At 64.7% G+C, this 13,605-nt stretch carries 9 protein-coding genes; 4 read left to right on the forward strand and 5 right to left on the reverse strand.

The features are described from left to right. Nucleotides 1–169 precede the first annotated feature (169 nt). Nucleotides 170–514 carry a zinc ribbon domain-containing protein YjdM gene (locus Q4G50_RS03865; RefSeq protein ID WP_303376371.1) on the forward strand — a complete coding sequence of 115 codons (345 nt, stop codon included), beginning with the start codon at nucleotides 170–172 and terminating at the stop codon, nucleotides 512–514. A 117-nt stretch (nucleotides 515–631) separates the two neighbouring features. On the opposite strand, the gene Q4G50_RS03870 is transcribed toward Q4G50_RS03865, so the two are convergent. The 5 genes from Q4G50_RS03870 to thrC are packed head-to-tail and all read right to left on the reverse strand — an operon-like array spanning nucleotide 632 to nucleotide 6,749. After that, nucleotides 632–1,159 (reverse strand): NUDIX domain-containing protein, encoded by a 528-nt coding sequence (locus Q4G50_RS03870; RefSeq protein WP_303376330.1) that lies wholly within the window; start codon nucleotides 1,157–1,159, stop codon nucleotides 632–634. Between the two features lie 14 nt (nucleotides 1,160–1,173). Next, a complete protein-coding gene (locus tag Q4G50_RS03875; RefSeq protein ID WP_303376331.1) occupies nucleotides 1,174–4,326 on the reverse strand; it encodes an exonuclease domain-containing protein in 3,153 nt (1,050 codons plus the stop codon). Beyond that, nucleotides 4,323–5,180: a trypsin-like serine protease gene (locus tag Q4G50_RS03880; protein WP_303376332.1), complete on the reverse strand. Its 858-nt coding sequence runs from the start codon at nucleotides 5,178–5,180 to the stop codon at nucleotides 4,323–4,325. The genes Q4G50_RS03875 and Q4G50_RS03880 overlap by 4 nt, the downstream gene beginning before the upstream one ends. Further along, on the reverse strand, nucleotides 5,177–5,302 hold the full coding sequence (locus Q4G50_RS03885; RefSeq protein WP_303376333.1) for a hypothetical protein: 126 nt from the start codon (nucleotides 5,300–5,302) through the stop codon (nucleotides 5,177–5,179). The genes Q4G50_RS03880 and Q4G50_RS03885 overlap by 4 nt, the downstream gene beginning before the upstream one ends. Nucleotides 5,303–5,306: 4 nt before the next feature. Then, nucleotides 5,307–6,749: a threonine synthase gene (gene thrC / locus Q4G50_RS03890; protein WP_303376334.1), complete on the reverse strand. Its 1,443-nt coding sequence runs from the start codon at nucleotides 6,747–6,749 to the stop codon at nucleotides 5,307–5,309. A gap of 88 nt (nucleotides 6,750–6,837) precedes the next feature. Between thrC and Q4G50_RS03895 the strand changes: the two genes are divergently transcribed. From Q4G50_RS03895 to Q4G50_RS03905, 3 genes are all read left to right on the forward strand, one after another. Continuing rightward, nucleotides 6,838–8,196, forward strand: a complete 1,359-nt coding sequence (locus Q4G50_RS03895) for a nitrate/nitrite transporter (RefSeq protein ID WP_303376335.1) — start codon at nucleotides 6,838–6,840, stop codon at nucleotides 8,194–8,196. 77 nt (nucleotides 8,197–8,273) lie between these two features. Beyond that, entirely contained in the window at nucleotides 8,274–9,134 is an 861-nt protein-coding gene (locus Q4G50_RS03900) for a hypothetical protein (RefSeq protein ID WP_303376336.1), read from the forward strand. 525 nt (nucleotides 9,135–9,659) lie between these two features. Further along, nucleotides 9,660–13,592, forward strand: coding sequence for a Pls/PosA family non-ribosomal peptide synthetase (locus Q4G50_RS03905; protein WP_303376337.1), 3,933 nt, complete (start codon nucleotides 9,660–9,662; stop codon nucleotides 13,590–13,592). Nucleotides 13,593–13,605: the final 13 nt, after the last annotated feature.

Genomic DNA, 13,605 nt, shown 5'->3' on the forward strand with positions numbered 1-13,605 from the left:
CCATCTGCTCCACGCACTGGGCGAGTGCGGGTTACTCATTGGCGTGTCTCCGGGTCCACCGGATGTCATCATCTGCGGAGACTTCGCCACGGCCGAGGAGGTGGCGAATCCGGGTGAGATTGTCGCGGTGGCCCACACTCCCGCCCACTTCAATGCGATAATGACCGGTATGAGCGACACAAACTTCCCGCCCTGCCCCGAGTGCGGCAGCGAGTACACCTACGAGATGGATCCCCTGCTCGTCTGCCCGGAGTGCGGCCACGAGTGGGATCCGCACGAGCCCGAAAAAGCTGGCCCGGTGATCAAGGACTCGGTCGGCAACGTGCTGGCCGACGGCGACACCGTCACCGTGGTCAAAACACTCAAGGTCAAGGGCGCCAGCCAGCCGATCAAGGCCGGCACCACGGTGCGCCACATCAGGCTTGTCGACGCCACCGACGGCCACGACATCGATGCCCGCGTCGACGGCTTCGGGCAGATGAAACTCAAAAGCTCGATCGTGAAGAAGATCTAGCCACCCGTAATTACGATGCTCGCATTTACGACCATAACGCTCAGCGCATGCCAGGTTTCACCTGGCACTATGCGTTTCCATTAATCGACAGGTTCAACGCAATTGCGAGCGTCGTAATTACGAGCGCTTCCGGTACCCCATCCGCGGCCGGAAACCACCCGGGTGTTTCATCTGCGCGACAGCATCGGCGATCACCATTCGGAATCGCGGGCTGATCGGCGGTAGCTGGGCCACGGAGAACCAGCCGACATCCGTCGACTCATCGTCGCCGACCGCAGGCTCATCAGAACCCACGACGCTCAGGCGCATTGCAGTGTCCATGTAGCTGGTGATGTCACCATTGACGTGTTCCACAGGGCCCACTGCACCGACACCGAGGAGGGCCTCGACGCGGGCGTCGAGAAGCGTCTCTTCCTTGACCTCCCGCACGGCGGTGACCTGGGGGTCCTCGCCGGGCTCGCAGATGCCGCACACGGGGGTCCACGCGCCATTATCGGAACGCTTGACCAACAGCACCGAAGGCACCTCCCATACGGGGGCGCCCGGCGGCACATCCCGGATAACCACGGCGGTGACAGCCGGCAGCCACAGTTCTTCGGTGCCGATCTTCTCGCGCAGACGGAGGATGAATTCAGGGGTGGGCACGGGGGCGGTCCTTTCTACAGGGCGGTGATGAGGTCGGCGATGTCATCCTGGCGGCGGTGGCGGAAACGCGACACGGTGCGCCGGCGCGGGGCCGTGGCGTCGAGGCCGATCGCGGTGTTGAGGCGTCCGAGGGCGTTTTCGCTGGGCGCGAACCAGGTGTCCAGACCCGTGAGGTTGAGTACCTCCGCGAGGCCGGATCCCGCGCGGCGCGGGGTGGCGCGCTGGACGTCGAAACGCCCGTCGGCGGTGAACTGCAGCCAGATACGCTCGCCTTCACTGATGTCGGCGGCCTCCAGGAAGCGGCGGATGGTGGTGATGGCGGCGCCGCTGCGGCCGTTGCTTACGGCAAGGTCACCGAGATCGCTGACCAGGGTCTTCTTCCCCAACACAGGCACCTCGAGTGCGACGGCGAGGCCGCGCGGCACGCCCGAACCGGAGCCGCGGAGATGATCGTGGGTGACGGTGGTGAGCAGGTGGAGGTCGCCGTCGATGCGGTAGAGGCCGGGAGTCTCGTCGGGGTCGGCGGCGATCTCCTGCACCTCCTCGGCACGGCTGACCATCCCGTCGACGGTCTGAAAGTCGGCGGAGGAGGCATACAGGCGCACGGAGCTCTCCGCGACGCCGAGGGTGGAGGCCTCCTCGAGCAGGCGACGCAGCGGCACGGGCCCGGTCTCCACACGTTGTCCGATCCACTCGGCGAGCGTGGAGTATTCCTCCATCCCCCAGTCGGCCAGTGCCCAGCGGTCGCGGCCGACGCGGATGATGCGGGGATCGGCGCCCATGGCGTTGTAGAGGGTGCGCGGGTTCGCCTCGCCCAGGTGCTCCACCAGTTCCGGGCCGCCGAGCGGCTCGCCCGCGATGGCCAGCAGCGCGGCCGCCCGGTCCTGCGCGGAGCGGGTCCGGGTAAGCAGGTGCTCACCGTGGATGGTCACTTCCCCGGCCAGCCGCGCGGCCAACAGCTGCTTATCGACGCCCAGGTGCTCCGCCACCGCAGCCAGCGACACAACGCCGAAGTCATCGGCGAAATCTGCCAGCGCAGCAGCGAGGTCATCGTCGAAACCGGTGCGTTGGAACCAGTCGCCGCGGACCTCCCAGGCGTCAGCGAGCCAGGCCAGCACATCGAGCATCGTGTGGCCGGGGGCTGGCCCGTCCTCGGCGAGTGCGGGCAGGTCGCGGTGGAGGTCCACAACCGGGGCCAGGGCGCCGTAGCGCTGGGGAAGGGCGTCGAGCACCAGGTGGAGGGTGTCATCCGGTTCGACCAGGCGGCGCTTGAGCTGGGTCTCCAGCTGGCGGATGCGCTCCCGGGTGATGCCGTGGTCGGTGCCCAGCTCCTCCAGGGTGCGCGAGCCCATGATGCGGTGGGTGTAGATGTCGACGTCGCGGGGATCGGTGCCGATGCGGCGGACGACTTCGCCCCTCACGCGGCGGATCGCATCGCCTGCCGGGTCGGCCCAGTAGCGGTCGGCGGCGAGGGTGTCCCGGGCACGCAGCACCGGGGCGGGGATCTCCTCCGGGATCTGCGGGAGGGCACCGGTCAGGGCCAGCCATTCGGTGATTGTCTCCACCGTCCGCGGTGGGCCGGGGTCTTCCGCAGCATCGTCGAGGTAAATGTCCTCCGTGGTGGCGAGAAGATAATCGCCGGCAGGCGATTCCAAGGCCGAGCGCACCGCCGCGACGACCGTGCGGTGGACGCGCAGGCGACCGAAGCCGGGGACGTCGGAAAGCTGCGCTGCCGAGGCATCCAAGGGCCGCGGGTAGAGGTTGAGCCACCGATGGACCACCGAACCGGTGCGCGGCAAGGAGTCCGGCACTTCTGTGGGATCCAGGCGCGGGGACAACTCGTGCATGGGGACCGTGCGGTGTCGCTCCAGCCAGGCCTGCGCGATGTCCTCCGGTCCGCGCGGGCGCAGGTCGAGGGATTCGATCCAGGGGAAGACCTCGCTGAACTCGGGCGCCAGGGTGCCGTCTTCGTCGGTGGGGGGATCCACCAGCACCAGGTCGCGCACCATGCGGGCGAAGGCCGTCTCGTCCACGATGGGCACACCCAGATCGCGGGCCTTACGGGCCTTGCCACTCATCGAATCGGGATTGGCCGCGACCACCAGCTTCGTGGTGCGGGTGACCCCTCCGACCTCGAGTCCCGCCGCACGGGACCGCTGCTCCCAGGTCTCATAGCCGAGGGTGAGGGCGCCGGTGAAGGCGACGCGGTCGCCGGGCTGGAGGCCGTAGTCCTCGACCTCACCGTAGATGGGTTCGGCGAGCAGTTCATCGACGGATTCGGGGTTGACGCCCAGCTGCACGGCCATGTCGTGGAGGTGCGCGCGTTCGGCGGCGGTGACCACCCCATCGGCCCAGGCCTCGACGGCGAGCTGGCGGAGGTAATCGAGGTGGATGTCGTTGACCTCGGCGCGGCCCAGCCCCAGCTCGCCTGCCTGGTGGAGCAGCTGGTTGATCTCGGAGGTGGAGAGGTGATGATCGAGCAGTGCGCCCCGCAACAGCTTCCGGTAGTCATCGATCTCCGCGACGCCGGTGGTGGGCACACCAGCGCTGAGGCGTTCCAGCCAGTGGGCGGTGTCGGTGCGCTCGCGGGTCAGTGGCGGCTGCGCGGGCAGGTCCGGGCAGCTGACACGCAGCGCGGCGGCCTTTCCGAGGTCCGCGCCGTGGGTGTGCACCAGGTGGCGGAAGAGCTCGGCGGTGGCCTCGGCATCTGCCAAAGCCGCGTGCGGGCGGGAATTCGACAGTCCGGCGCAGGTCAGGCAATCCGCCAGTTTCTCCGGGGCGCCGGGCAACAGGCGCTTGGACAGCACGCGGGTGCACAGGGACCACGCGGAGGCCGCCGGGAGGTCGACGTCGAGGCGGGCGAATTCGGCGGCGAGGAAACGGGTGTCGAAGGGGGCGTTGTGGGCGATGAGGACGCGGCCGTCGAGAAGCGCGGCCAGCTGGGCTGCAATGCCCCCGAAACGCGGGGCGTCGACCAGATCCGTGGCGGAGATGCCGTGGACGTGCGAGTTGGCGATATCCCGGTCCGGCTGGATGAGGGTCTGGAAGGTGGCCTCGGGGTTGAGGTGGGCGTCGAGAAGCACCACACCGATTTCGATGACCCGGTCAGAAGCCCTTAAACCGGTGGTCTCCAGGTCGAGGACGGCGACAGGTGAACTAAGGGTCACTGGTATTCAGCCTCCGGAATGACTCGGTCAAGCACCACCTGGACAGCGGGGACCGAGGTATAGGACATGGTCATGGGGCCCGCCGCAGGGTCATCGCAGCTCAGCGACTTATCGGCGTCCCGGGTGCCGGACACCAAGCCGATGATCACCCGCTGCCCCTCAATATCGGCGTACACCGGCCCACCGGAATCACCCGCCCGCGCGCACACGCTGGCGGTCGCGGCCAAGGCACGCAACTCGACGCCGTCGTGATCAGCGAGGATCTCAATCCCCGTCTGATTGATCGGCGCCCCGCAAGTCTCCCCGGTGGTCATGCCGTATTTACAGATGATCTCCGGCAGCTGCCCCGTCATCTCCGCGACGATGGTCGGGCCGGCGGGCTCGGGCGCGGACATCGACAGCCACGGGTTCGAGATCTCAATGATCCCCACATCCAGCCGACTGGAGGCTTCGTCATACAGGTCCGAGTAGATGAACTGCCCGACCGGCGCCCGGAAATCCGCTTCCGTCCCCTCCGCCACGGGCCACACGTAATCACCCACGGTGCCGCAGTGCGAGGCCGTCACTGCGAAGGCGCGCTCCCCCGCCGTAAAGCTGTACGCGACGGTGCACTGCCCCACCTGGATCGTCTGCCCCGGCACGGGCAGCGTCTTCGTGATCATCACCGCCGTCCCCGGCACCCAGGGGCTGGATGCGGGCGCGCGGAACTCCGCCGAGACCTGCACGGGCTCCGCCGCGATGATCTCGGCGATCGGGGTGGGATTTTGGCGCTGCTCAGTGACGGCGGTGCCGATCAGCGCCGTGACGCCGGCGGTGGTCGCCGCCACCAGCGCCGCCCAGGCGCGGATGTTCACTGCTTATCGACGCCGTCTTCCTCGGCGTTGTCTGCTTCCGCCTGTGCCTTGATCATCTCGGCGAACTTCTCCGGATCGAAATCCTCGAAGTATTCCTGGCTGAACTTGAATTCCACACCCATGGGGCTAGACCTCCGTCGTCCGGATGGAGTCGGCGATGAACGCCTTGACCTTGTCGGCGTCATTCGGCAGGTCGGTGACGTGACGATCAGCGTCCAGGATATCGGCGAATCGCTCCGGGACCTCCGGCGTTGTGCCCGTGGCCTCCTCGATGGTCTCCGCGAACTTCACCGGCAGGGCGGTTTCCAGGCACACGATCGGGGTGTCCACCTCCGCGCGCCACTGGCGGGCGACGTGCACACCATCCGCGGTGTGCGGATCGAGCATGATGTCCAGGCGCTCCCACACATCCTTGATCGTGTCCAGGCGATCGGCGTGGGTGGAGCGACCGGAAAGGAAACCGAACTTCTGCGCGGCGTCGGGGAAGGCGGGGTCGTCGGCAAGCGAAAAGCCGTCGCCCTTGACGTCGATGCCGAAGTGCTGGGCGATACGCTCCGCATCGCCACCGAGCAGGTGGTAGACGAAACGCTCGAAGTTCGACGCGCGGGAGATATCCATCGACGGCGAGGAGGTGGCCATCGTCTCCGCCGAGGGGCGCGGACGGTAGTTGCCGGTGCGGAAGAACTCGTCGAGCACGTCGTTTTCGTTGGTGGCCACGACGAGGCGGTCGATCGGCAGACCCATGAGGCGCGCGATATGGCCAGCGCAAATGTCACCGAAGTTGCCCGTGGGCACGCAGAAGGAGACCTTCTCATCGTTATTCTCGGTCATCTTCAGCCACGAGGTGATGTAGTAGACCACCTGCGCCATCAGGCGCGCCCAGTTGATCGAGTTGACCGCGCCGATGCGGTTCTCCGCCTTGAAGGTCGCATCGGCGGACACCGCCTTGACCACGTCCTGGCAGTCATCGAAGACGCCATCGAGTGCGATGTTGAAGATATTCGGATCATCGAGGCCGAACATCTGCGCCTGCTGGAACGGGGTCATACGCCCTGCCGGGGTGAGCATGAACACGCGGATCCCCTGGCGGCCGCGCATGGCGTACTCCGCCGAGGAACCCGTGTCCCCCGAGGTGGCACCCAGGATGTTGAGCGTCTCGCCCCGGCGCGCCAGCTCGTATTCGAAGAGCTCGCCGAGCAGCTGCATCGCCATGTCCTTGAACGCGGCGGTCGGCCCCTCGGAGAGGTGCCCAATGTAGAGGCCGTCCTCCAGCTCGGTGACCGGCACGATTTCCTCGTGCGCGAACTTCGGGGTGGTGTAGGCGCGGGCGGCGATCGCCTCCAGGTCCTCGGCCGGGATGTCGTCGACGAAGAGCTTGAGCACCTCCGCGGCGACCGCGGCGTAGCCCTGATCTGCCAGCAGTTGGCGCCAGTCATTGAGCTGGGCGTCCGTCAGCTGGGGGTATTCAGCAGGCAGATAGAGGCCGCCGTCGGGGGCCAAGCCGCCGAGCAGAATATCGGTGAAGGTGGCGGGGGTGCGGGAGGCGTCGCGCGTCGAAATGTAATCCACGCTCAACACCATACGTGGCCCCCGTGCGGGTGTGCTCGCTGATCCCCCTACCTTCCTGTGGTCAGACCGAAGGTATATGGTGTGATGCGTGACTCAATCGACACTGAACCCACACCCCCGCGAGCAGGTGACCCGCAAAGCAATCATCGTCTGGGTAACCGCCGTGATGGTGTACGTCGTCGCCATCACCGGGCGCACCTCCTTCGGTGTCGCCTCGGTGGACGCGATCGACCGCTTCAGTGTCGACGCCTCCCGCATCGCCGTGTTCACCGCCGTCCAGATCGGTGTCTACGCCTTCGCGCAGATTCCCGTCGGCATGCTCATCGACCGCTTCGGCCCCCGCAAACTCCTCGTCGTCGGCGCCCTCATCATGGCCTCTGGGCAGGTGCTTTTAGGTTTTACCAGCTCCTACTGGGTGGCCATCGGGGCGCGCGTGCTCATCGGCGCCGGTGACGCCACCGCCTTCCTCTCGGTCATGCGCATCCTCCCCTACTGGTTCCCGCTGAAAAAGACCCCACTGTTCACCCAGATGACCGCAGCCATCGGGCAAATCGGCCAGTTCCTCTCCGCGGTGCCCTTCCTCGCGCTCCTCCACGGGCCTGGCTGGACCACCGCGTTCATCAGCCTCGGTGCCATCGGCCTGCTCATCGCCATCGCCGCCGGCGTCGCCGTCGCCGACTCCCCGGAAACCTGGGAGGCCGCCAAACTCGCCAAAGACCCCGACCACGTCCGGGAACAACAATCCCCACCCAACGCCATGCCCATCGGGCAGCTCCTGCTCACCGTCTTCCGGGAACCACTCTGCTGGCAAGGGTTTTTCAACCACTACGCCTCAATGATGCCGCAGATCGTGTTCACCCTCCTGTGGGGTGTGCCGCTCATGACACTCGGCATGGGCCTGTCGCCAGCCACCATCGGCATGGTCCTGAGCATCAATGTCATCGCCTCCATGTGCGCTGGCCCCATCCTCGGTCCGATCTCCGCCCGCCTGGGCAACAACCGCGTCGTCGCCGCCATCATCTTCGCCGGCTGCATCGGGTTCGCCTGGCTGTGGTTCTTCCTGCCCGCAGAACCCCGCGGCGTCGCCGCCATCATCGTGGTCAACATCATCATGGCCCTGTTCACCCCCACCTCTAATTACGGATTCGATGACATCCGCGAAGACCTCGACCGGCGCATCGTCGCCACCGCCACCGGCATGTCCAACATGGGTGGCTTCTTCGCCGGCATGATCGCCGCCCAGGCCGTCGGCCTACTCCTCGACCACTACTCCCAGGGGCAGGCCTACACCTGGGATGATTTCCGCAGCTCCTGGTGGGCCATCCACCTCGTGTGGGGCTTCGGATGGCTCGGCCTGATCACCTTCCGCATTATCGTGGCCCGCCGCCGCACCCGCCGCGCACTCCAAGGTCGCAGCACCGTTCGCATCGTGGAGACCTCCGAATAGGTTCGCTCAGACCAGGAACGTGCCCCCACACAGACAGGGAAGTACCTCCCCGGCGAGATTGACTTAACATCCTTGGTGTGAGGTCTCATACCAATCGTGTTGTGCTGGTCGTCGCCATCGTCTCGATGATGCTGCTCGCGGTCACCCTGACCGCGATCGTCCTCGATCGGCGCGGCGGTCCCTGCATCCCGACACACGCCCAGGAATGCGCCTGCCTGGCAACCGAGGATGAGCCCGAGGTGGCAACGGAGTACTCAGAGGCGGAGTTCACCCATGACGGTCGCACCAGCCCCTACCGCGTATATGACTCCGGCATCGACCCCGAGCAGCCGGTGGGTCTGCTGATCCGTCTGCATGGCGACGGCGGCTACGAGTTCGACGAGGCGCAGCGTTTCATGGCCTGCCTGGCCGCCCAAGCCAACTCCCACAACCTGATTGTGGTGAATCCTCGGACCCCGTCGGCAGACCTCACCTGGTGGACAGAAATCCGCCCCAACACCGCTTGGCTGAAGTCCCTGCACCATTTTCTCCTGGTCGACTACCCGGAGATCGACAAAGACTCCGTGTGGTGGATGGGTTATTCCGGTGGTGCAGAAATCATCACCTACGGGCTCCTCCCCACCGAGACGGGCATAGTCAGTGGCGGAGCCATCATGATCGGTGGCGGCGGCGCCCCCACCTGGGATGCGGACATCGTTGCGACCCCCGAGCAACGCCGGAGCCTTCCCCTCATTTGGTCCACCGGCCGCTACGACACGGGGGACGATCCCGCGGCGGACTTCGATGCCCTGACCGCAGCATCACGGGGTTCGCTGTTCTACCGGCAGCAAGGCTTTCAACGGGTGACCATGGACTTCATGCGCGAAGCTGATCACTTCACCATCGACCAGATCAATGTGCTCGCCGATACCCTACATCGCGAGCGAAAGACAGACTAAACCCTAGATTTCCACTGAGTTCCCAGCGTTCTACGTTGTCGGACAGTTCCACACAACTGATCGTCTACTGGGAGATTGCAGATCCGCTGCTACGCTCCGCCCCCATCAGCAGCGCCAGTGATGAAAGTCACAGCAACTATTCAAACCTGGCACGATTGCCGGTTCCCTGCACGCACCCTCACATGTTCCTGCAAAGACGCGTCAACCCACGCCCAGCTACAGACACAACCAAGTATGTACGGACACTTACAGACATTCTTAACTTATATTAATACACCTATGGATAGTTCAACTATTGCAAGCGTTTCCCCCCTGTCATAGTCTGCACATGGACTCGGCGAGAGCCACAATAATTTAGCCATTCCCCTAGGTTAACTATAGTTTTTCTCGCCTCGACAAACGTCACAGGAAGTCCACGTTTACGTACAGGTACTTTTCAGGCTTCCCCAGAGATCCACAGCGAAGGCGGGAAAGTCTGAAACTGACGACTAGGTAGGACATATGACACCAGCACTAGTTCCGAAAGTGTCTGGTTGCCCTCTGGGCCACCTCTCGGAGGATGACGACCATCTCGCCATCTACGGCGTGCAGATGCCCTCCCCACCACGCACCCTCATCGACATTCTGCAACACAGCATCCAGACACACCCTGAAGTCATCGCCATCGAGAGCAGCTACGGGACCGTGACCTATGGAGAACTCGAGGACATCCTCAACGAGGAGGCTTCCCGGCTGGCCGAGCTAGGCATTGGCTGCGGCTCACGGGTCGGCATTCGAGTTCCCTCCGGCACCACTGATCTCTACGTCGCCATCCTGGCAACTCTGTGGGCCGGTGCGGCCTACGTCCCGGTCGACTGGGACGACACCGACGATCGCGCCCGTACTGTGTGGGAAGAAGCCGGTGTGGATGCCGTCTACGGCCGCGATCTCACGCTCACCCCCATGTCGTCCCCATCGGCTGCAGTCGAGCGCCGTTTCCCTGGGCTCGACAACGACTGCTGGATTATCTTCACCTCGGGTTCCACCGGCAAACCCAAGGGTGTGGCCATTACTCACCGCTCTGCGGGTGCCTGGGTGGATGCGGAATCCCGCATGTTCCTCCTTTCCGCCCCACTCGGCCCCGGCGACCGCGTCATGGCCGGCTTGTCTGTCAGTTTCGACGCCTCCTGCGAGGAAATGTGGCTGGCGTGGCGCTACGGCGCAACACTCGTCGCCGCCGAACGCAGTGTGGTGCGCTCGGGTGACGTCCTGGGAGAATGGCTTATCGATAGGGACATCAGCGTGGTCTCGACGGTGCCTACCCTGGCTTCCTTCTGGCGCCCCGAGTCCCTCGAGAAAGTTCGCCTGCTCATTTTCGGCGGCGAGGCCTGCCCACTGCCGCTCGTCGCAAAGCTCACGCACCCCGGTCGCGAAATCTGGAATACCTACGGGCCCACCGAAACCACCGTCATCGTCTCCGGCGAGCTCATGGACGATCAGCCTCCAGTCCGTATCGGTCGCCCCATCCCAGGCTGGGAACTGGTCGTCGTCGACAGTGATGGTCAGCCCGTGGCGTGGGGGGATACCGGCGAACTCATCGTCGGTGGCATTGGTCTGGGCCGCTACCTCGACCCGATCAAAGATGCCGAAGTATACGCGCCGCTTCCTTCCATGGGGTGGGATCGCGCCTACCGTACCGGCGATATCGTCCGCGCCGACAAGGAAGGCATGGTGTTCATCGGTCGTGCCGACGACCAGATCAAGTTCGGTGGTCGCCGCATAGAACTCGGTGAGCTCGATGACGCCCTCACCAACGCCACTGGTGTGTCGTCAGGTGCCGCAGCACTCCACAAAACTGCCGCGGATTCCGATGTCCTGGTCGGCTACCTCGTTTCAGAAGATGGCGAGCCGCTAGATCTGCAGGCCATTCGCCAGGAACTTGGCAGTGTCCTCCCCGCAGGTATCACCCCGGTGCTCCACCAACTGGAGGAAATGCCGATGAAGACCTCGGGCAAGGTCGATCGCAAGGCTCTGCCTTGGCCGCTCCCGTCCGATTCGACCGGCACTTCCGATATCCCGGAACAGCTGAAGTGGCTGGCGCAACGGTGGGCCGATCAGCTGGGCCCGGTCCCCCTGACGACGGCAAGTGACTTCTTTGACCTCGGTGGTTCCTCGGTTGCGGTGGCAAAGCTTGTCACGGAGCTGCGCGAACGGTATCCCGGTGCCGATATCGCCGAGCTCTACAACAACCGGACGCTCGGTGAAATGGGAGCCTACCTGGAGACTCTGTCCTCCAGCAGGGTGGAACGGCCCCTTCCTGAGCCGCTGCCCTGGTACTCGGGATATATCCAGTCAGCTTTCATCGCGGGGCTTTATATGATCAATGGCCTCAAGTACGTGACCGGATCCCTCCTCGTGGTACTCCTACTGTCCGTTGTTCTCGAAGCCGCCTGGGTTCCTCGTCCGCCCGCCATCCCGATTATCGCCGCGTGGTTGTTCGTCTTTTCCATTCCCGGACGCATCATCCAGGCCACCGTGGGTGTCCGCCTCCTGACCCGGGGGCTTCGCCCCGGTGCTTATCGACGCGGCGGTCTCACCCATCTCCGTGTGTGGGCGGCGGAACGTCTGCTCACATTCCAGAATCTCGACTACGTCCTGGGAACTCCGACCGCCCCACTTCTCTACCGCCTCCTGGGCAATAGGGTCGGTAAAGACTGCGTGTTGTCCACACAACCCCCCGTCACGGGCCTGTTGACAGTGGGCGACAATGTCTCGGTGGAGTCCGAGGTCGACATCGACGGGCACTGGATAGAAGGCGATGTCTTCCACATCGGGGCCATCACCATCGAAAGCGATGCCCGCGTCGGGACCCGTACTTTCGTGTGCCCGGGTGTCACTATCCATGAAGGAGCTGAGATCCTCCCTGGAGCCCGCGTCGACCGCGCGGTGCCAGCGCAGGAACTGTGGGGAGGCTCGCCCCTGGTCATGTACGGCCAAGCCGGTCAGAACTGGCCGGCATCCGCCCCCGCGGAACAGATGGGTGCCTTCGACTTCCGGATCCTAAGCTGGCTGGGACTCGCCTGGATCAAAATCCTGCCGCTGCTGTCCATCATTCCCGGTGTGTTCATGATCTTCGAGATGGTGATGTACACCCGCAGCTTCAACGACGTCTTTCCGGTCCTGATGGCCTGGGCTCCCGCGTTCGTATTGTTGACCATGCTCACGTGGGTCTCCCTGGTGATCACCACCGTCCGCGCGATGTCGGCCTGGATTACCCCTGGGTTCTACCCGCAGCGCAGCCTCCCCGCCTGGGCCGTGTGGATGACACAAGCCCTCATGGAGCGCACACTCATCTCCACCTATTTCCTCTACGCATCATGGTGCACCCCGACCCTGCTGCGCCTCATGGGTGCCAAAGTCGGCAAAGATACCGAGATCTCCACGATCGTCACTATCCCCCACCTCACATGGATCCAAGACCGCAGCTTCGTCGCCGACCATGCCCTGGCCTCAGCCCCGCGCCACCGCCAGGGGTGGATGCATGTGGGCACCACCGTCATCGGGGAAGGCAGCTTCGTCGGAAACTCCGGCATCGTCGGACCCGACCGGGACCTGCCACGGGATTCCCTCGTCGCCGTCCTCTCCACGGCCCCGTATCACCCACGCAGTGGTACGACCTGGTTGGGGCGCCCACCAATGGACATCCCCCGCCAACGCATCGAATCGGACACAGCGGTGACCTACCGCCCACCGCAACGCTTGAAGCTGGCGCGCGCCGCCGTCGAATTGCTCCGCATGGCCCCCGCGGTCATCGCCGCCTGGATCGACGTGACAATCATCTACGTCCTCACCCAGATCTACATGCACGGAGTAGCCGCCGACGATCGCGCTTATGGGTTGTTGCTGGCGGCCCTGTGGGCTGGCCCGGTTGTCCTGTGCGGTGGCATCGTCGCAAGTCTCATCCCGATCATTGCCAAGTGGCTGTTGGTGGGCCGTTTCCGCACCGAACAAAAGGCCCTGTTTTCATCGTTCGTGTGGCGCAGCGAGCTGGCCGACAACATCTCAGAACCGCTGGCAGTCCCCAGCCTCGTCCGCATGAGCCTCGGTAGCCCCGTCTTCAACCTGTGGGCCCGGGCCATGGGCACTCGCATCGGTCGCCATGCCTGGGTCGAATCCTGGTGGCTTCCCGAGTTCGACCTGATCACCATCGGCGACCATGCCACTGTCAACCGCGGCACCGTCGTGCAAACCCATCTGTTCCACGACCGCGTCATGTCGCTGGAACCGGTGACACTGCACGCAGGATCCACCTTGGGCCCGAACAGTTTCCTCCTCCCAGGATCCTCGGTCGGTGAGTGCTCCACCATCGGCCCCGCGTCACTCGTTCTGCGTGGAGATTCCATCCCAGCTCACACCGACTGGGAAGGAAACCCCGCCCAGATGGTGCCAACCTCACCCCACCCGTCAGCCAGCGCCTAGGAGCCAGAAGACC

The sequence above is a fragment of the Corynebacterium sp. genome (genome assembly GCF_030538285.1).
Taxonomy (GTDB): Bacteria; Actinomycetota; Actinomycetes; order Mycobacteriales; family Mycobacteriaceae; genus Corynebacterium.

Excerpts from the sequence above, each read along its gene's own strand:
- Q4G50_RS03865 (WP_303376371.1), top strand. The coding sequence starts at position 170 with ATGAGCGACACAAACTTCCCGCCCTGCCCCGAGTGCGGCAGCGAGTAC.
- Q4G50_RS03885 (WP_303376333.1), bottom strand. The coding sequence starts at position 5,302 with ATGGGTGTGGAATTCAAGTTCAGCCAGGAATACTTCGAGGATTTCGAT.